The following is a 17,819-nucleotide window of genomic DNA, read 5'->3' as shown; positions in this document are numbered from 1 at the left end:
CGCCAGGGCAACGCCACGACAGCATCTGCGCACGGCCCCTCCTGGAACGGATCCGCGTTCCCCGCACCGGCCTGGGCCGACCACGCTGCCGGCCCGACCAGGTCATCGCAGACAAGGCCTACAGCTCGCGCGGCTTTCGCGCCTACCTGCGCAAACGCGGAATCGCCCAGACCATCCCCGAGAAAGCAGACCAGCAACGGCACCGACACAACCGCGGCCGAGACGGTGGCAGACCGCCCCGGTTCGACCGCGATATCTACCGACAACGGAACATGGTCGAACGCTGTTTCAACCGGCTCAAGGGCTTCCGAGGCATCGCAACCCGCTACGAGAAGACCGCCACCTCCTACGAAGCAGCGGTCACACTCGCGTCGTTCCTGCTTTGGGCAAGATCCGTTTGAAGACGGACCCTAGACGCATGGCACTGGGAAGACTGGAGCACGCTGCGGACCTGCTCAGGGACGGCAAGGTGTTGTGGGTAGACGATCGACCGGAGGGAAACGCCCCGCTCGTCGAGCTCTTCCGTAGCATCGGCATGCAAGTTGATCTTGCCCTGTCGACGGATGAAGCAGTCCCTCTCTTCAGGCGCAAGTCCTATGACGTGATCATCAGCAACTTCAACCGTGGCGGGGACCGAGAAGCGGGCATCAAGATGCTCCGAGTTCTCGAACAGTACGACATCGACGTACCCGTGTTGATCTACACGGGGAGTTTTGCGCCCGAGAGGGGCGTCGATCGGAGGATTTTTGCGGGGGCGACCGCTCCTGTAGAGCTGGTCCACTACGTAATCGACCTTATGGAGCGCGCCCGCTTGAGTTCATTGTGATTCGAGACGTCCGCCTTGTAAGCCTGGTGGTCAGGGTCATCGAGGGTGCGCAGGTCGGAGCGGCTTTGGGAGTACCCAGCTCAGCCAGTCATCATGACTGCAGCGAGCCGTCGTTGACCGTGGCTGACCGCCCGATGTGGCACGGTTGTGGCACGGGACAAGTCCTGCGCAACCCGCAACGAGGATTGCGCCTTCGTCTTCTCTAAGCTGGGTCGGCACACGCGAATAATGCGGTAACCCTTCTCACGAGACTGCCTCTACGCTCGCCGAAGCGGGATCGCGCAGTCCCGTAGGTTGCGGCGCCGTGGCAGAGCGGCCGCTTGCGATTGTGGTAGGGGGAAGGTCCCCTACGGCGAATCCAGTGCGAGGTCCGGGCGGCCCTTGCTCAACCCAGCGCGCGGGTTCGAATCCCGCCGGCGCCGCACCCGACCGTTCCCATCAGCGCGAACAGACAGCGTTCGGTCCCGGGGCTGGCCTCGTCGCCGATCGCTGACTTGTAAGTTCGGGCCAGGCTCCGTACGGACTGCCAGAAGGCGCGTAGACAGTCAGCTTCTGCTCGCCCCGATCGCACTTTTCCGCAGTCATCCGCTGGCGTTGACATCACCTGGTGATGCCAGCCGCGAGGGGGAGCAGGCGCATACGGAAGACATGCCCCCAAGGTGCGTCGATGGGACTGTTTCGGCCGGACCATGGCGACCGCACCCGCCCAGCGGTGACCGCGCAAGATCTACTTTCCCGGACTCCGGACTCCACCGCGACCGGCGAAACACGTGGGTATCTGCGGCGTCAGCCCCTGCGACAACGACGCTGCAAGGGACTTCTGCGTCTAATTGGGAATCCTTTTAAGTCGGCTCCAAAAATCCTGGGTTCCCTCGCGCGTTCCATCGTTGGCGAGGATCGCGGCGGAGCTGCACTTCAGGCGGAGACGGACTTTACGCTCCCCGCTCGCCGAGAACGTCTCGTTGACGGCGAGCCCCGAGGCCACGAGCTCGCTGACGAACCTCTTCCAGACGTCCGGGCCATATTCCTGAGCCCACTTCAGCCGGTTATCCTCCGGTTGATGGTCGCTGCGGAGAATGACGGACTTCTCCACACGCCGTGCCATCGTCGTCAGATAGTGGCGCGCGGCAAGCACTGCGGTGGGCGGAAGGTCGTCCTGCCTGTCCTCGGCGTCGACGACATCCGCTCCGTAGCGTTGTAGCGCTTCGAGGATGTGCTCCTTGCGGTAAAGGAGTTCATTGGGGAGCAATAGTTCCACCAGATCGGAGTGGCGCACTCCGCGCAGGCCAGCCAGATCTGAGGGCGACCCGCTCACCCGGATGTTCTTGACTGCGGTGTTCCTCAGCATCAGGGACCAACCCCCCGCCGCGGGTAGAACAAGCCCGTCGAGTACACATCCGACGATGCGCGTGTTCACTCCTTGCACCTGTGACAGGTCGAGCTCGTCCGCGAACACGGCATTGAGTATGTCCGTGCCTGGAATACGACCCGTGTTCTTGATCACTGCCGCCCACAGGGCACCCAGGTTTGTGGCCGCAACAGTGGACTCGACCTGCTGGTTTTCCGCATTCTGGAGACGTGGTGCGAAGTTGGTTACGGCTTGGACGACACGTTCCGCTCCGGCCGCGGCAACAACTCCCGTGACGGTGGCTGACCGCCAGGGGGACTGGATGAGCATCGCTTGGAACAGAGAAGAGTGTCCGTCCAGGAGATAGCGACTCGCGGCGCCAGCGAGGAACTGATCGAAGAACAGTTCGTGCTGGAAACGGAAACGTGAGACGGACGCGTCGTCCGAGGCCGCGGCAAGTCCACAGAGCACGGGCAACCGTTGTTTGAGGTGACGCCTGCTGGACAGCTCGTTATCCATGGCGTACTCGGCCGCGTCCTGGAGCTCACTGATGTCCGCCTCGCGCTCTTCGTGGCTCGCCATGAATTCCGCGACATATTCGAACATGCGTCGCAGTTCGGCGCGGCTCATGAGGGCAGTGTCACCCTGTCCCGTCAGTTTGCTTTCTTCGCGCGCCACGTATTTGTCAAGCAGCCGCTCGGCAAGCGTGTTGCTCTCGATCTCACCATCGTCCGGGTTGAGCGTCATCTCGGCGAACGCGTGGGCAAAGAACGGCAGCCCCAGCAACTGACGGTCGTGTTCGGACAACTGGTCCAGGCTCTCGCGCGGCACTCCGTACTCAACGAGGAACGCCTCGATGTCTTCGGGGGACCACCGCTGTACGGCTGCGATGCGGTGCCTTACGAAGGGCATCCCCTGCTCGTTGGCGCGCTCAACGCTGGAACGGTACTGCCCCATGTAGTAGGAGGAGCGCGCGGACACCACCACTACGCCTCGACCGCCGAGTTCGTCGAGCCAGGGACGCAATGACCCAATAGCGTCGCTATATCCCACTCCGCCAAGCAGCTCGTCGAACCCGTCTATGAGCAGGGTCATCAGCCCGTTGCGACACAGGGCCTTCACACCTCTGTCTGTGAGGTTCCGGGTCGACGCGACAGCGCTGTCCACTACGGTACGAAGGCTGTCGAGTACCTGGCCGGTGGAACGGACGTATAGGAATAGCGCCTGGTTAGACGGTTTACCCGCCAGCAGCGCTTGCTCGACCTCCTGGGCACGAGTCTTCGCTGCGTCGAGCATCGCCCGCGTCTTGCCGATGCCCGCCTCGCCATTGATGAAAACTACTTGCGTCTGGCCCCGGTTGGCCTGGAGGTCTTGGTCAACGCCGTCGATGAGCTCGGCAAAAGTGCGGGCGGGCTCCGTCTGGCTGCCGTCGATGTCGGAGACCACAACCTTGGCCATCCGGGTGGTGCCACGCTCCCGGGACGCCCAGCCCAGGGTGTCGCGTTCCTCGGTAGCCAGTTTGCTCTCCAGCTGCTCCAGTTTCTGCCGTAGACGAATCGCGACCACCTGCCAGTTGGCGAGCGAACGCAGATAGTCCGAGTAGGGAACCCAACCGGATTCCGCGCGCCACTGCCGGGCATTGTCGGGGCCGAGACGGAAGTAGTCCCGGCGAGGCTGGGTTCCTGTGCCCTCACCCGTCGCTTTGTCCCAGTAGTACTCGAAGCCTTGTTCGTGGTCGGCATAGACGGGCTCCGAGTCGTCATCGGCGAAGCCACGAAGATCCTGCTCGACGTCCTTGATGAAGTACGCCAGCGTGCCGTTGTCCGCCTTCTGCGCCTTTAGGAGAGGGTGGAGTGCCGCACGGACCGCTTCGTCGGAGGGAGAACTGCTCACCGATCCACCGCCGAAGCAGAGGAAGCTGGGCTGGGCGCGGGCGAACTTGGAGAATAGGTGCCAGACCCCGCTCGGCTTCATGTAGACGAACGGCCACAGCGACACCCTGTCCCCGTCCCAGACGAACGACGGCCGCTGTTCGCCCGCCTCGCCCTCCTCCATCGACAGCTCGGCCTCATCGAGGGATTCCGTGATTGCGTCGGCGATGGACTGGACCAGCTCGTCCAGCGTCGCCAATTCGGTTTCTCCGGCGGGCAGCGGTCCCCCGTGGCTGATGTGGTCGCGCAGTCGCTTGAGATCGCGCAGTTCCCTGGGCGCTCCTGGAAATCCCTGGTCGTAGAGGCTCAGAACTTTGGTGACGGCCCTGCCCACGCGGTCGGCCGGCACCGTCGGGCATTCCTCCAGTTGCTGACCGACACGCCGCAGATAAGCGGTCCACTCGCCGAGGCCTGGGGAGCGCCCGACTTGCGCGGCGGCCTGCCCCGCTGCTCGCACGGTCGCCGCTGCCAGAAGCGCCAGAAAGCGCAGCTCGAAGTCGAGCACGGAGAAGCCCTCGTGGATGCTGCGCGGGCGGCCCGTCGACAGGGAGGAGTAGGAAGTCTCCATGTGGTGGAACACCTCGGCGGGAGTCGCCGGCCTCGCGCCCTCGACCATTGATCCTCCTGTGTGCTGCACTGTCTCTCCCGACTCGGGTCGCCTGGCAGTGTGACGCAGCCTATCGATCACGCAGAGTTCCTGCCGGTCCTGTGGACAAACATGACCAGGTGGGCTTGATTCCCTTCGACGGACATCCGAGATCAGGGGTTGAGTCCCCGGAAGGATGTCCACCATGGAGAGCATGGGGAAGAAGAAGCCACGTCCTCGCCGCTCGTTCACACCGGAGTTCAAGGCCGAGATCGTCGAGTTGTGCCGGCGCGGGGACCGCTCGGTCGGTCAGGTCGCGAAGGACTTCGACCTGATCGAGACCGCGGTGCGCGATTGGGTCAAGCAGGCCGAGGTCGACGCGGGTGAACGGGACGGCCTGACCAGCAGCGAACGCGAGGAACTAGCTGCGCTGCGGCGGGAGAACCGCCGCCTGCGCGAGGACGTGGAGGTCCTCAAGCGGGCCACGGCTTTCTTCGCATTGTCGCCCAGGCCCTCACCGCAGCCTGCCACCAGCGCCGCCCCACCGGTCCGGTGATCTTCCACTCCGACCGCGGCTGCCAATACACCAGCTGGCAGTTCGCGGCCCTGGCCGACCAGTTCGGCATCCGGCTGTCGGTCGGCCGCACCGGGCAATGCTGGGACAACGCGCTCGCCGAGTCGTTCTTCGCCACCATCAAGCGCGAGCTGCTGGACACTGCGACCTGGACCAGCCGGGCCGCCGCCCGCATCGCGATCTTCGACTTCATCGAGAGCTGGTACAACCTGCACCGCCTGCACAGCAGCCCCGCCGAATACGAGACCGCACACGCAGCCTGACCACCGCACCAATGGTGTCCGTCAAAGCGGAACAAGCCCAGAACGTCTACACGCACGCCGTGCAGGACACCCAGCGCGAGGCCCTGAGCCACATGGACAGGCTGCTCCGGAGGCGTTCCGACCGCGAGTGAGCGTGGCCGTTGATGTCAGATCTGGATGTCAAAGACCCCCAGCCATGACCGGCTGGGGGTCTTCTCACTGGTGGGCGTGAACGGTTTCGAACCGTCGACATCTGCCTTGTAGGGGCAGCGCTCCCAGCCCAAGCCCCCGCGGTACGTGCCGGGCGCGCGGGTTGGGGTGATTTTCCGTGTCGGCCGCGGTCAGGCAGGAGCCCTGCACACGCGGGAACGCGGCTACCTGTCCAGGCACGGCCTCCGACCCCAATCCCCAGCCCCCGCTCACGGCAGCGCCACCAACAGCCCAGCCGGGCACCCCCGCTCGGTCACGGTGCCGGGCGCGGCGGCGCGGCATGGATCGCGGTCCGCCTCCCCGGGCCACCGGGAACCCTGCGGTGGGAAGACCGCCGTCCCGGAGCGGGACATCGCGCCGGCGCGGCAGCCAAGCCTTGGCGGTGGCAAGGGCCTGACACGGCACCATCGTTCCCGACCCGCCCCCCGCAGGGGCCCTCACCCCTTGACGGCGTCGAGCACGTCGAGCGCGAGGGTGTCGTCCGCGTCGTGGGAGAAGGAGACGCTGACGCGGGTGTACAGGCCGCCGAAGCACTCGCGCACCGCCTGACCCACTGCCCGCGGTTCGCCGTGGAGGGCGAAGGCGTCCAGGACGCCGTCGTCCACCAGGCGTCCCATCTCCTGCCAGCGGCCGCGCAGGGACAGCCGGTGCGACTCCCGGTGGAGCTCGTCCCAGCCGTGCAGTTCGAGGACGGGGAGGTAGGCGGGCGTCGAGGCGTAGAACGCGATCCGCTCACGTGTGGCGGTCAGGGCGGCGGCGTACTCCTCCTCGGTGCGGCCGGTGGCGACCAGCACGGTCCCGGCGACGTCGAAAGGCAGCGCGGCCCGTCCTGCCGAGTCCCGGGCGGAGTGGACGGCCGGGAGGCTCACGCGGCGCAGGTACTCCGGGGAGGTGAGGGGATGGCAGATCAGCCCGTCGGCCACCTCGCCCGCGACGGCCGTCATGCGCGGGCCGACGGCGGCCAGCCACACCGGGGGCGGCCCGGCGGGCAGCGGTCCCGGGTCGAACATCGGGGTCATGAGGGTGTGGGTGTAGAAGTCGCCGCGGAAGGCGAGCCGGCCGCCGGTCTGCCAGCTGTGCCAGACGGCGCGCAGCGCCTGGGTGAACTCCCGCATCCGGGCGGCCGGTTGCGACCACGGCATGCTGTAGCGGCGGGTGATGTGCGGTTTGACCTGCGAGCCGAGTCCGACGACGGCCCGGCCGCCGGACAGCCGCTGGACGTCCCATGCGGCCGTCGCCACCGTCATCGGGCCGCGGGCGAAGGCGATGGCGACCCCGGTGGCCAGTGCGATCCGCCGGGTGATGCCGGCGGCGACGGCCAGTTGCAGGAAGGCGTCGTGCTTGAGCTCGTTCACCAGGAGGCCGTCGGCGCCGCGCGCCTCGGCCAGTTCCGCCGCGGCGGCGGCCCGCTCGATCGGTCCGGTGAAGGTGACGTCGGTCTTCAAGGGTGCGGTGGTCACGCGGCGGGGCTCCGGTCGGGCTGACGGCGGTTCGGGGGCAAGGGGCCGTGGCCGGTTCAGGACCCGGCGGGGTCCTGCGACTCCAGGAGCGCGGGCGGCGCGGCCTGCCGCCAGGAGTCCAGCAGGATGTCCCGCAGTTCGTCCAGATCCTCCAGCGCGGCCAGCCGTACCCGCACCCAGTGCGAGCCGGCCTCGTGCGGCGGGACCCAGAACTTCTCCGGCTCCGCCGCGATCAGCTCCTCCCGCTCGTGCATCGGGCAGCGCACGGCGAACGAGGTCTCGTCGTCCGGGACCGTCACGAACATCTTCCCCGCGACCCGGAACGTGGGCATGCTCCAGGCCTCCTTCTCCGCCGTCTCCGGCAGCGAGAGGGCGATACGGCGGACGTCTTGGGAGTCGGGCATGCACCTACGTTAGACACCGCCACTGACACCGACGCCCCGGGCACGCGAAAGGCCGCTCCCCCGTCACGAGGGGAACGGCCTTGCGCTGCGCCGTCGCCGGTTGACCGGCCCGGGCGGGCCGACCGACGGCCGGCGGAGACCGGTCAGTCGATGAGTTTCTCCACGACATCCTCCAGAGCGTCGCCGCCGATCTCCTCGGCGAGCTCTTCCACCACGCCCTCGACGACTTCCTCGAGGATCTCCCCGACCATGTCGTTCATCCGCTGGCACCTACCCGATCGTCGTGTCGTACGTGTACCGGTGACCCCACGGCGGAACCCGAAGGGGAGAAGCGGCTACCGCGCCGCGAACTTCGCGAGGATGCCCTGCATCTCGTAGACGTTGACACCCCGGGTGAAGCTCTTCTCGATCGGCTCGTGGCTGCCGGAGATCCAGATCTTGAGGTCGGCGTCCAGGTCGAAGGGGCCCGCGGTCTCGACCGAGAAGCGCGTGATGCTCCTGTAGAGCACGGAGAGGTACTCCACCTTCTTGCCGGTCACCCCCTCCTTGTCCACGAAGATCAGCCGGCGGTCGGTGAAGAGGATGCTGTCGCGCACCAGCTCGAACGCGGCGTGCAGCTGCTCGTCCTCCCCCAGCAGTCGCGCGAACTCCTCCTGCGCCGCCGTCACATCGACCGCGTGCGCGTTTCCGAACATCGCCATAACAGACCTTCCACAGCAGCAAGTTGACCGGAGATCATCACCTTATCGGAGCGCTGCGGGGCCGAACTCCACGCTCAGGCGTCGCGGAGCGGCTTCAGCGCGCTCCCCCAGGCGACGACCTCGTCGAAGACCGTGTTCAGGGCGGCCACGTGCTGGTCCGTGGGATTGAAGACGGTCCAGTTCTCGAAATCCGTCCGGGTGTTGATGAAAACGCCCTCACGCGTGGTGGCCACCTTGAGCTCGCCCAGTACCAGACGGAGGCTCTCGGCGGCCCGGGCGCCGCCCACCACGCCGCCGTAACTGACAATTCCGGCGGCCTTGTTGTGCCACTCGTGGAAGAGATAGTCGAGGGCGTTCTTCAGCGCACCCGGCACCGAGCGGTTGTATTCGGCCGCGATGAAGACGAAGGCGTCGTACCCGGCGATCGCGGCAGCCCAGTCCTTCGTGTGCTGGTGGGTGACCTGCTGCAATATGGGCGGCAGGGGCTCGTCCAGGAGGGGGAGCCGGTACGCGTCGACATCCACGAGTCCGAACTCCGCGTCCGTCCTCTTCTCGGCATGCTCCATGACCCACGAGGCGATGGAGGCCCCCAGACGCCCGGGGCGCGTGCTGCCGAGTATTACGCCGATCTTCATTGCTGCATTCCCACCTGTCGATTGATGCGAGCACTTCACGGGGCGCGCCACGGAATCCGGAAGCCTGAATCCGGCCCGGTCCGCCCCGAGAGCGACCGTATGCAAGGTCCCGGGTGCCGACTTGTCCGGCAGTGCCACGCGGAGCCGCATCCTTGTCCGCCTGTGCCACACCCGCCGAGGGATACTCGTCGTACAACCCGAACGTGCTCGCGGCGCTCGACGCCGCTGGAGGAACCCTTGCCCCATCGATTCGACCTGCGGTCGTTCGCTCCGGGTGATCGTGCGGACGCCATACGTGAACAGTCGCAATCGCTGAACGGCCGCATCGAGGTGGGTCTTCCGCCGGACCCCGCGCAGCTCAGGGCCGTCGCCGTGACGACGGCGCTGCGCTCGGTCGAGGTGGCCGACATCAGCTGGAACCTGACCGGCCTGCGGCGCTCGCCCGGCCCCCTGAGCGACGACGTCGAGCCGCAGGTGTTCCTGGCGATCCAGGAATCAGGGGTGTCGCGGGTCACCCAAGGGGGCCGGGAGGCGGAACTGCGACCGGGCGGGCTCGTCCTGCTGGAGACCGCGAAGTCGTACTCCATCTCCTTCCACGGCTCGATCCGCACCGCCGCGGTGCGCATCCCGACCCGGACGCTCGGACTCCCCTCCCCGCTGCTCGACCGGAGCACCGCCGTGCTGCTCCGCCCCGACCTGCCGGTCGTGGACGCCGTGACGGCGTTCTTCGCCCGGCTGGTCCGCGGGCAGGAGGCCCTGGGAGCCGGCGAAGCCGACCTGCTGGCACAGCCCTCCGTCGAACTCGTCCGGGCCCTGGTCACAACGGGCCTCGGGCGCGAGGACCTGGCCAGGGAGCCGTTGCACCTCACGCTCCCGCAGCGCGTTCTGGCGTACGCACGTCTCCATCTGGCCGAGCACGACCTGAGTGCCGCGCGCATCGCCGCCGCGCACCACGTCTCGGTGCGCCACCTCTACCTCACGCTGTCCCGGGCCGGCATCCCGCTCGGCGAGTGGATCAAGACCGAGCGGCTGGAGGAGTGCAAGCGGGAGCTCGCCGCCCCGGCGAGCCGGTACGTGACGATCGAGGCGATCGCCCACCGCTGGGGGTTCGGGACCGCGGCCCACTTCAGCCGCGCCTTCCGGGCGGCGTACGGGATGAGCCCGAGCGAGTGGCGGCGCAGGGCGAACGAAATCCCGGACCCGCGCTGACGCCCCGCGGGGCTCCCGCGCCCCAACCACCCGCTGCCGGGGCGGAGTCCGGCTGCACCGGGCGAACGCGGTCCCCGCGCACGCAAAAGGGCCCGCGGAACTGGAAAAAGTCCAGTCCAGCGAGCCCTTCCACACCGTCGGGACGACAGGATTTGAACCTGCGACCCCTTGACCCCCAGTCAAGTGCGCTACCAAGCTGCGCCACGTCCCGGTGCCGGATCCCCCGGGATTTCCCGGGCTGACCGCGCACGAGAACAATACCGCACGTCGACCGGTGCTCGCTCGCAGGTATCGCCCGGCCCGCCGCGCGCCCCCGGCGCGGGTGTCGGCCCCGTGGGGAGATGAGTAGCCGTACTCATGTGGCGGGCGTCACACGGGGCCGACACTGCTGCCATGGCGAATCCGATAAGACAGCAGACGACGGCGGCCTACTCCGCGCAGGCCGCGCTCTCGTTCGCCCTCGCCCTGACGGCGATGGTGGTGGGCATCGCCTACCTGCCCGTGGGCCCCTGGGTGCGGGGCTTCCTGGCGGTGGGACTGCTCTATGTGGTGACCTCGGCGTTCACCCTGGCCACGGTCGTACGGGACCGGCAGGACGAGGGCCAGGTCACCAGCAGGGTGGACCAGGCACGGCTGGACAAGCTGCTGGCCGAGCACGATCCGTTCAAGGTCGACGGTCTGTGACCGCGGCACCGGCCTCCTGGCCCGCGGGCGCGTCACCGAGCAGGTAGCGGGCGCCCGCGCCGCCGGAGGCCGCGGTGTCGCCGGGGTTGTACAGACCGCATTTGCGCAGCGACAGGCAGCCGCAGCCGATGCAGCTGGTGAGGCGGCGCTTGAGGCGCTCCAGCTCGGCGATCTGCTCGTCGATGCGGCGGGTCCAGGTCCGGGCGACGCGGTTCCACTCGGTGGCACTGGGCGCGCGGTCCGCGGGCAGCCGGTCCAGGGCGCCGCGCGCCTCGTCCAGGGAGAGGCCGACGCGCTGCGCGGCACGGATGAAGGCGACACGGCGCAGCGTGGACCGCGGGTAGCGGCGTCGGCCGCCGGCGGTGCGTTCGGAGCGGATGAGGCCGATCTCCTCGTAGTAGCGCAGGCACGAGGCGGCCAGGCCGCTGCGGGCGGCGAGCTCGCCGATGGCGATGCGGTCCTGGGGGGTGGGACGGACCGGGTCCGGGGACTGCGGTACATGCGGGCTCATGTCCTCCGAGCCTACGCTTGACCTCAAGTCGGCTTGAAGTTGCACGCTCGATTCATGACCCCGACAAGCATCACCCCCGCGTACGGCTACCGGGACCTGCAGCGCCTGATGTCGCTGATGACGGGCGACGAGAAGCACGGCCCGGCCGCCACCTCCACGCTCGACGTGCTCTGGGTGCTCTACGACCGCGTGCTGCGCGTGCGCCGGGACACCGCGGACGACGAGGACCGCGACCGCTTCCTGCTGTCCAAGGGCCACGGCCCGATGGCGTACTACGCCGTGCTCGCGGCCAAGGGCTTCATCCCGGAGGAGTGGCTGCCCTCCTTCGGCTCCTGGGACTCGCGGCTCGGCCACCACCCGGACCGGACGCTGGTGCCCGGTGTGGAGATCGGCTCCGGATCCCTCGGGCACGGACTGGCGCTCGCGGTGGGCAGCGCCCTGGGGCTGCGGGCCCAGGGGCTGACCTGCGCCAAGGTGTGGGCGCTGGTCGGCGACGCCGAGATGGACGAGGGCAGCAACCACGAGGCGATCGCCTTCGCCGGCGCGATCGGCCTGGAGTCCCTGCACGTCGTGGCGATCGACAACTCCTCCGCCACGTACGGCTGGAGGGGCGGACTCGCCTCGCGCTTCGCCGCCGAGGGCTGGTTCGCGGAGACCGTGGACGGCCGCGACCACGAGGCGCTGTACGAGGCGTTCACCGCGCCGCACCCGGGTGTGCCGCGCGCGGTCGTGGCACGCGTCGAGTCCAAGTACTGACCGCCGTCCCCACGTCACCGAAGACCGCACGTCACCGAAGACCACGGACCGAGGAGTCTCCCCACGATGGACACCATGCGCGAGCGCTTCACCGCCGTCGCCACCGCCCTGCTCGACGAGGACCCGCGGCTGGCCGTGGTGCTGGCCGTCATCTCCGGCGACCGCTTCACGGACGCGGCCCGGGCCCATCCCGACCGCGTGATCGACGTCGGCATCCGCGAGCAGTTGCTCGTCGGGGCGGCGGGCGGGCTGGCCCTGACCGGGCTGCGGCCCATCGTCCACACCTTCGGCAGCTTCCTGGTGGAGCGGCCGTTCGAGCAGGTCAAGCTGGACCTGGTGCACCAGGAGGTGGGAGCGGTCCTGGTCAGTTCCGGCGCCTCCTACGACATCGCGGCCGGCGGGCGTACCCACCAGTCGCCCGGCGACGTGGCGCTGCTCGACACCCTCCCGGGGTGGACCGTCCACGTCCCCGGCCACCCCGACGAGGCCGAGGCGCTGGTCCGGCACGCGGCCGGCGATGGGGACCGCCGGGTCTACGTCCGGCTCAGCGAGCAGTCCAACCGCGCCCCGCTGCCGGTCTCACCGGGGCGGTTCCGCACCGTCCGGGACGGCCGCTGCGGAGTCGTGGTGGCCGTGGGTCCGCTGCTGGACGCGACGCTGGAGGCGGTGGCCGGACTCGACGTCACCGTGCTGTACGCCTCGACGGTGCGGCCCTTCGACGCGGCCGGGCTGCGCGCCGCCGCCGGGGCCGCGGAGCGGGCGGACGTCGTCCTGGTCGAGCCGTATCTGACCGGCACCTCGGCGCCGTTCGCCAACGACGCGCTGATGGATCTGCCGCACCGCGTCCTGGCGCTGGGCACCGCCAGGGAGGAACTGCGCCGCTACGGCACCTCGCGCGAGCACGCGCGGGCGCACGGCCTGGACGCGGCGGGCCTGCGCCGCCGCATCGGGTCCTTCCTCTCGGCGGCGCGGGCGGGCGCCGCGACGGCCGGGGTGCGCTGAGCGGCCCCCGGCGGGATCAGGTCCAGGGCAGGGCGGATCGCTCCCGCCAGTAGAGCGGGGCCGGTTCGGCGAGGGCGGTGAGCCGGGCGAGGCGTTCCGCGCTCAGGTGGAGGCCGGCGGCGGCCGCGTTGGCCTCCACCTGGGCGGTGGTGGCGGCGCCGGACAGGACGACGCCGGCCCAGGGGCGGTGCAGGATCGCGGCGAGGGCGACGGCGTCGGGGGCGGCGCCCGTCGCGGCGGCGATCTCGGCGAGGACCGAGCCGGGCGCGGCCTGCGCGAGACGGCCGTTCGCCATGCCCTCCTTGACGATGACGGCCATCCCCGCGGCGTGGGCCTCGGCGAGGGCGGCCCCCGCGGAGGGTTCGAGGAGGTTGTACGTCGCCTGGACGGCGGTGAACAGGCGCTGCCCGTCGACCGTCACCCCCATGGCGGCGCGGATGGCCTCCGCCTGCAGCGCGCCGCTGGTCGAGAAGCCGACGGCGACACCCTCGGCGGCGAGAGCGGCCAGGCGCGCGTGCAGGGCGCGGTCGGTGAGCGCCGGGCTGTCCGGGGTGACGGAGTGGATCTGGTAGAGGCCGAGCCGGTCGCCGAGCAGGGCCCGGGTCTCGCCGATCTGCCGGTCGTAGGTGGCCGTTCCGTGGTCCTTGACCTCGTGCACCTTCGCGTCGGCGCGCCAGTCCGCGGTGTAGGTGTAGCCCCACTTGCTGCCGATCACGACGTCGGTGGCCGCGGGCCGGGCGGCCAGCCACCCGGCGAGGAACTCCTCCGCGCGGCCGTAGGAGCGGGCCGCGTCGAAGTAGCGCATCCCGGCGGCGTACGCGGTGTCGAGCACGTGGTGGGCCCGGTCGCGCATCGCGTCGACGGTGCGGTCGGCGGGCAGGTCGGCGTCCCGGTGCAGGTTGATGTAGCCGGGGCGGCCGACGGCGGCGAGTCCGAGTCCGAGGCGGGGCAGGGGGGCGGCGGCGAGGCGGTCGAAGGGCACGGTCGCCACCGTACTCCCGGTGGAGTACGGCGATCCGGTGCCTGAGACGGACGTCGCGGGTGATCACCGGAATGCATAGTGGGAGGCACCGGAACTCCGCCGGCGCACGTGCCCTTCCCACCCGAGGATCACCGCATGCGATTGGCCCTGCCCAGGCCCCTGCGTACCCGGCGGCGTCTCGCCGCCGGGGTGGCCGCGCTCGCCCTGCTGGCCGGCGGCGGGGCGGTGACCCTGGCCGCGGCGGACGGTCCGGCGGCCGTCCACCGCCAGGACCGGGTGTTCTCCGTACCGGAGTCCCCCGGCAGCAGCCGTACGGTGCGGATCGACGCGTCGTACTTCACCTCCGGGAGCGGCGCGCCGCGGCCCGCCGTGCTGCTCGCGCACGGCTTCGGCGGCGGCAAGGCCGACGTCCGGCCGCAGGCCGAGGACCTGGCCCGGCACGGCTACGCGGTGCTGACCTGGTCGGCGCGCGGCTTCGGCCGGTCGGGCGGCCGGATCGGGCTCAACTCCCCGGACGCGGAGGTAGCCGACGTCTCGCGGCTGATCGACTGGCTGGGCAAGCGGCCCGAGGTGCTGCGCGACGGTCCCGACGACCCGCGGGTCGGCGTCACCGGCGCCTCGTACGGCGGTGCGATCTCGCTGCTCGCCGCCGGCCACGACCGGCGGGTCGACGCGATCGCGCCCGCCATCACCTGGTGGAACCTGTCCGACGCCCTGTTCCCGGGCGGCGTGTTCAAGAAGCTGTGGGCCGGGATCTTCTTCTCCACGGGCGCGGACGGGGCGTCCTGCGGCTTCACGGCCCAACTGTGCGCGATGTACGACCGTTCGGCGGTCTCGGGGCGCGAGGACGACGCGACCCGGCAGCTGCTGGAGCGCTCCAGCCCCTCGTCGGTGGCCGCGCGCATCAAGGTGCCCACCCTGGTAGTCCAGGGCCAGAACGACTCGCTCTTCCCGCTCGACCAGGGCGACGCCATCGCCCGCGCGGTCGAGGCGGGCGGCGCGCCGGTCGCCGTCGACTGGTTCTCCGGCGGACACGACGGCGGCGACCAGGAGACCGACCGGGTGCAGGGCCGGATCACGGCCTGGTTCGACCGCTACCTGAAGAAGGACAAGGGCGCCGACACCGGCCCCGCCTTCCGCGTCACCCGTGCCGGGGGCGTCGACACCACCGACGGCCGGGCGATCAAGCGCGGCGCCGACGCGCCCGCCTATCCCGGGCTCGGCGGTACGCAAACCCGCGAGATCGCCCTGACCGGCGGCGCCCAGCCGGTGGCCAACCCGGCCGGCGGCAACCCGCCCGCCATCTCGGCGGTGCCCGGTGTCGGCGCGCTGTCGCAGCTCTCCGACCTCGGCCAGGGGCTGTCCCTGTCGCTGGACTTCCCCGGCCAGCGCGCCGCGTTCGACTCCGCGCCGCTGCGCTCCCCGCTGCGGTTGACGGGCGCGGCGCACGTCCGGGTGGACGTGCGCACCGACGCCCCGGACGGCGCGGTGCTCTTCGCGAAGCTGTACGACGTTTCGCCGGGCGGATCGGAGTCGCTGCCGCACCAGCTCGTCGCGCCGCTGCGCGCGGACGGGAAGGGCACCGTGCCGGTCACGCTGCCCGCCGTGGACCACGAGTTCGCCGCGGGGCACCGGCTGCGGCTCGTCCTGTCCAGCACCGACCTCGGGTACTCCTCCCCCGCCCTGCCCGCCACCTACCGCGTGTCGCTGCCCGCGGGCGCGGCGCTGACCGTGCCCGTGGACCCTGCGCTGACCACCGACCAGGGCGCGCTGCCCGCGTGGGTGTGGGTGCTGCCCCTGGCGGCGGCCGCGCTGGCCGCGGCGCTGCTGCTGACCGGGCGGCGGCGGGCGGGCACCGTGCGGCAGGCCCCCGAACCCGCGCTCGCGGACGTGCCGTTGGAGATCTCCGGGCTGTCCAAGCGGTACAAGGGCGCGGCCGACCGCTACGCGGTGCGCGAGCTGTCGTTCCGGGTGGAGCGCGGCCAGGTGCTGGGCCTGCTCGGCCCCAACGGCGCCGGCAAGACCACGACGATGCGCATGATGATGGGCCTGATCCGGCCCGACGAGGGCGGCATCCGCGTCTTCGGGCAGGCGGTCCGGCCCGGCGCGCCCGTCCTGTCGCGGGTCGGCGCGTTCGTGGAGGGCGCGGGCTTCCTGCCGCACCTGACCGGGCGGGCCAACCTGGAGCTGTACTGGCGGGCCACCGGCCGCCCGGCCGCCGACGCCCACGTGGAGGAGGCGCTGGAGATCGCCGGCCTGGGCGAGGCCCTGGAGCGCGCCGTGCGGACGTACTCGCAGGGCATGCGGCAGCGGCTCGCCATCGCGCAGGCCATGCTGGGCCTGCCCGACCTGCTGATCCTCGACGAACCGACCAACGGCCTGGACCCGCCGCAGATCCGCGAGATGCGCGATGTCGTACGGCGCTACGCGGCCGCCGGGCGCACCGTCATCGTCTCCAGCCACCTGCTGTCGGAGGTCGAGCAGAGCTGCACGCACCTCGTCGTGATGGACAAGGGACGGCTGATCGCGGCCGGCCCGGTCGGCGAGATCTCCGGCGGCGGGGAGGCGCTGCTCGTCGGCGCCCCCGGGATGCCGGACGACGCGCGCGAGGCCGTCGCCGCAAAGCTGGCGGCGCTGCCGGGGATCGCGGCGGCCGAGTCCGTGGAGGACGGGCTGCTGGTGCGGCCCGGCACGATGACGGTGCCCGAGCTGCTGACCGAACTGCTGCGGCTGGACGTGCCGGTGGAGCGGGTCGGGCCGCACCGGCGCCTGGAGGACGCGTTCCTGACCCTGATCGGAGAGTCCGCATGACCGGCCCCTTGGAGACCGTGGACGCCACGAGCACGGAGGCCCCTGCGGAGGTCGCGCCGGGGTACCGGCCGGGCCGCACCCTGCCCTTCCGGGTCGAGGCGGTGCGGCAGCTCCTGCGGCGGCGCACCCTCGTCGCGCTGGCCGTCGTCCTGGGCCTGCCCGTCGTCGTGTGGGCCGCGTTCGCCATCGGCGGCACGCCCAGCGGCCGGGACTCGGTGCCGACGATGATCGACGTGGCCACGGCCTCCGGCGTCAACTTCGCGCTGGCGGTGCTCTTCGTCTCGTCCGGCTTCCTGGTGACGATCCCCGTCGCGCTCTTCTTCGGGGACACCATCGCCTCCGAGGCGAGCTGGTCCTCGCTGCGCTACCTGCTGGCGGCGCCCGTGCCCCGGGCCCAGCTGCTCACCAGCAAGCTGCTGGTCTCGCTGGTCTTCAGCGCGGTCGCGGTGCTCGCCCTGCCGGCGGTCTCCCTGGGGGTGGGCACCCTCGCCTATGGCTGGCACGACATGGAGCTCACCTCGGCCGGCTCGCTGCCGCCGGGCACCGCGGCCGGACGGCTGGCGATCGCGGCACTGTACGTCTTCGGCTGCCAACTGGCCGTAGCCGGCTTCGCCTTCTGGCTGTCGACGGTCACCGACGCCCCGCTGGGAGCGGTCGGCGGGGCGGTCGGCGTCGCGATCCTGTCGAACATCCTGGACGCCATCACGGCCCTGGGCTCGCTGCGCAGCGTCCTGCCGACGCACTGGCAGTACGCCTGGTTCGACGCCCTGCAGCCCAAGCTGGAATGGGCCGGGATGATCAAGGGCATCTCGGTGTCGGTGTCGTTCGCGGTGGTCTTCTTCGCCCTGGCCTACCGGGGATTCCGGGGCAAGGACGTCGTGTCCTGAGCGTCCGGGGCACGCGGCCGGGTGGCGGCGCCGTGCGAGGCGCCGCCACCCGGCCGCGGT

17 protein-coding genes, 2 tRNA genes and 1 pseudogene are annotated in these 17,819 nt (G+C 70.3%); 11 read left to right on the top strand and 9 right to left on the bottom strand.

Annotated features, from left to right (window positions below):
• Positions 1-401, top strand: a 401-nt coding sequence (locus tag ACIP64_RS14465) for an IS5 family transposase (protein ID WP_401585616.1), incomplete at its 5' end; no start/stop codon positions are given.
• 17 nt (positions 402-418) lie between these two features.
• Positions 419-826 carry a response regulator gene (locus tag ACIP64_RS14460; RefSeq protein WP_401585614.1) on the top strand — a complete coding sequence of 136 codons (408 nt, stop codon included), beginning with the start codon at positions 419-421 and terminating at the stop codon, positions 824-826.
• A gap of 826 nt (positions 827-1,652) precedes the next feature.
• Here the strand turns inward: ACIP64_RS14460 and ACIP64_RS14455 are convergent.
• A complete protein-coding gene (locus ACIP64_RS14455; protein ID WP_401585611.1) occupies positions 1,653-4,673 on the bottom strand; it encodes a hypothetical protein in 3,021 nt (1,006 codons plus the stop codon).
• Between the two features lie 223 nt (positions 4,674-4,896).
• On the opposite strand from ACIP64_RS14455, the gene ACIP64_RS14450 reads away from it, so the two are divergent.
• The 3 genes and pseudogenes from ACIP64_RS14450 to ACIP64_RS14440 form a co-directional block, all read left to right on the top strand.
• The gene (locus ACIP64_RS14450) at positions 4,897-5,247 is read left to right on the top strand and encodes a transposase (RefSeq protein WP_401585609.1); all 351 of its coding nucleotides are present in this window, start codon (positions 4,897-4,899) and stop codon (positions 5,245-5,247) included.
• On the top strand, positions 5,244-5,528 hold the full coding sequence (locus ACIP64_RS14445; RefSeq protein WP_401585606.1) for a transposase: 285 nt from the start codon (positions 5,244-5,246) through the stop codon (positions 5,526-5,528). Before ACIP64_RS14450 ends, ACIP64_RS14445 begins: the two co-directional genes overlap by 4 nt.
• 41 nt (positions 5,529-5,569) lie before the next feature.
• Positions 5,570-5,659 (top strand): annotated as a pseudogene (locus tag ACIP64_RS14440) (integrase); the annotation flags it as partial.
• Positions 5,660-5,727: 68 nt separating this feature from the next.
• On the opposite strand, the gene ACIP64_RS14435 reads toward ACIP64_RS14440, so the two are convergent.
• The 5 genes from ACIP64_RS14435 to ACIP64_RS14415 all read right to left on the bottom strand — a co-directional run bounded on the left by ACIP64_RS14435 (position 5,728) and on the right by ACIP64_RS14415 (position 8,917).
• Positions 5,728-5,797: transfer RNA gene (locus ACIP64_RS14435), tRNA-Val, on the bottom strand.
• 357 nt (positions 5,798-6,154) lie between these two features.
• Entirely contained in the window at positions 6,155-7,177 is a 1,023-nt protein-coding gene (locus ACIP64_RS14430; RefSeq protein WP_401585603.1) for a TIGR03617 family F420-dependent LLM class oxidoreductase, read from the bottom strand.
• Between the two features lie 56 nt (positions 7,178-7,233).
• Positions 7,234-7,581 carry an MmcQ/YjbR family DNA-binding protein gene (locus tag ACIP64_RS14425; RefSeq protein ID WP_401585601.1) on the bottom strand — a complete coding sequence of 116 codons (348 nt, stop codon included), beginning with the start codon at positions 7,579-7,581 and terminating at the stop codon, positions 7,234-7,236.
• Positions 7,582-7,916: 335 nt separating this feature from the next.
• Positions 7,917-8,282, bottom strand: coding sequence for a PH domain-containing protein (locus ACIP64_RS14420; protein ID WP_401585599.1), 366 nt, complete (start codon positions 8,280-8,282; stop codon positions 7,917-7,919).
• 74 nt (positions 8,283-8,356) lie between these two features.
• Entirely contained in the window at positions 8,357-8,917 is a 561-nt protein-coding gene (locus ACIP64_RS14415) for an NADPH-dependent FMN reductase (RefSeq protein WP_401585596.1), read from the bottom strand.
• 237 nt (positions 8,918-9,154) lie between these two features.
• On the opposite strand from ACIP64_RS14415, the gene ACIP64_RS14410 reads away from it, so the two are divergent.
• Positions 9,155-10,126 (top strand): helix-turn-helix domain-containing protein, encoded by a 972-nt coding sequence (locus ACIP64_RS14410; protein WP_401585594.1) that lies wholly within the window; start codon positions 9,155-9,157, stop codon positions 10,124-10,126.
• Positions 10,127-10,263: 137 nt separating this feature from the next.
• On the opposite strand, the gene ACIP64_RS14405 is transcribed toward ACIP64_RS14410, so the two are convergent.
• Positions 10,264-10,337, bottom strand: a tRNA-Pro gene (locus ACIP64_RS14405).
• 182 nt (positions 10,338-10,519) lie between these two features.
• Here ACIP64_RS14405 and ACIP64_RS14400 point away from each other — a divergent pair.
• Entirely contained in the window at positions 10,520-10,810 is a 291-nt protein-coding gene (locus tag ACIP64_RS14400) for a YiaA/YiaB family inner membrane protein (protein ID WP_401585591.1), read from the top strand.
• Here ACIP64_RS14400 and soxR read toward each other — a convergent pair.
• Positions 10,791-11,321: a redox-sensitive transcriptional activator SoxR gene (soxR, locus tag ACIP64_RS14395; protein WP_401585588.1), complete on the bottom strand. Its 531-nt coding sequence runs from the start codon at positions 11,319-11,321 to the stop codon at positions 10,791-10,793. The genes ACIP64_RS14400 and soxR overlap by 20 nt on opposite strands.
• Positions 11,322-11,375: 54 nt before the next feature.
• Between soxR and ACIP64_RS14390 the strand changes: the two genes are divergently transcribed.
• Both ACIP64_RS14390 and ACIP64_RS14385 read left to right on the top strand, forming a co-directional pair.
• A complete protein-coding gene (locus tag ACIP64_RS14390) occupies positions 11,376-12,077 on the top strand; it encodes a transketolase (RefSeq protein ID WP_401585585.1) in 702 nt (233 codons plus the stop codon).
• Positions 12,078-12,143: 66 nt separating this feature from the next.
• Positions 12,144-13,079, top strand: coding sequence for a transketolase family protein (locus tag ACIP64_RS14385; RefSeq protein ID WP_401585582.1), 936 nt, complete (start codon positions 12,144-12,146; stop codon positions 13,077-13,079).
• A gap of 16 nt (positions 13,080-13,095) precedes the next feature.
• On the opposite strand, the gene ACIP64_RS14380 is transcribed toward ACIP64_RS14385, so the two are convergent.
• Positions 13,096-14,061: an aldo/keto reductase gene (locus tag ACIP64_RS14380; protein WP_401585579.1), complete on the bottom strand. Its 966-nt coding sequence runs from the start codon at positions 14,059-14,061 to the stop codon at positions 13,096-13,098.
• Between the two features lie 135 nt (positions 14,062-14,196).
• On the opposite strand from ACIP64_RS14380, the gene ACIP64_RS14375 reads away from it, so the two are divergent.
• Positions 14,197-16,872 (top strand): alpha/beta fold hydrolase, encoded by a 2,676-nt coding sequence (locus tag ACIP64_RS14375; RefSeq protein ID WP_401585576.1) that lies wholly within the window; start codon positions 14,197-14,199, stop codon positions 16,870-16,872.
• Positions 16,869-17,759 (top strand): ABC transporter permease, encoded by an 891-nt coding sequence (locus tag ACIP64_RS14370; RefSeq protein ID WP_401585573.1) that lies wholly within the window; start codon positions 16,869-16,871, stop codon positions 17,757-17,759. The genes ACIP64_RS14375 and ACIP64_RS14370 overlap by 4 nt, the downstream gene beginning before the upstream one ends.
• Positions 17,760-17,819: the final 60 nt, after the last annotated feature.

Source organism: Streptomyces sp. NPDC088733, assembly GCF_044751185.1.
Classification (GTDB): Bacteria; Actinomycetota; Actinomycetes; order Streptomycetales; family Streptomycetaceae; genus Actinacidiphila.
The sequence above is the reverse complement of the archived record's forward strand: the minus strand, read 5'-3'. Positions and strand labels throughout refer to the sequence as shown.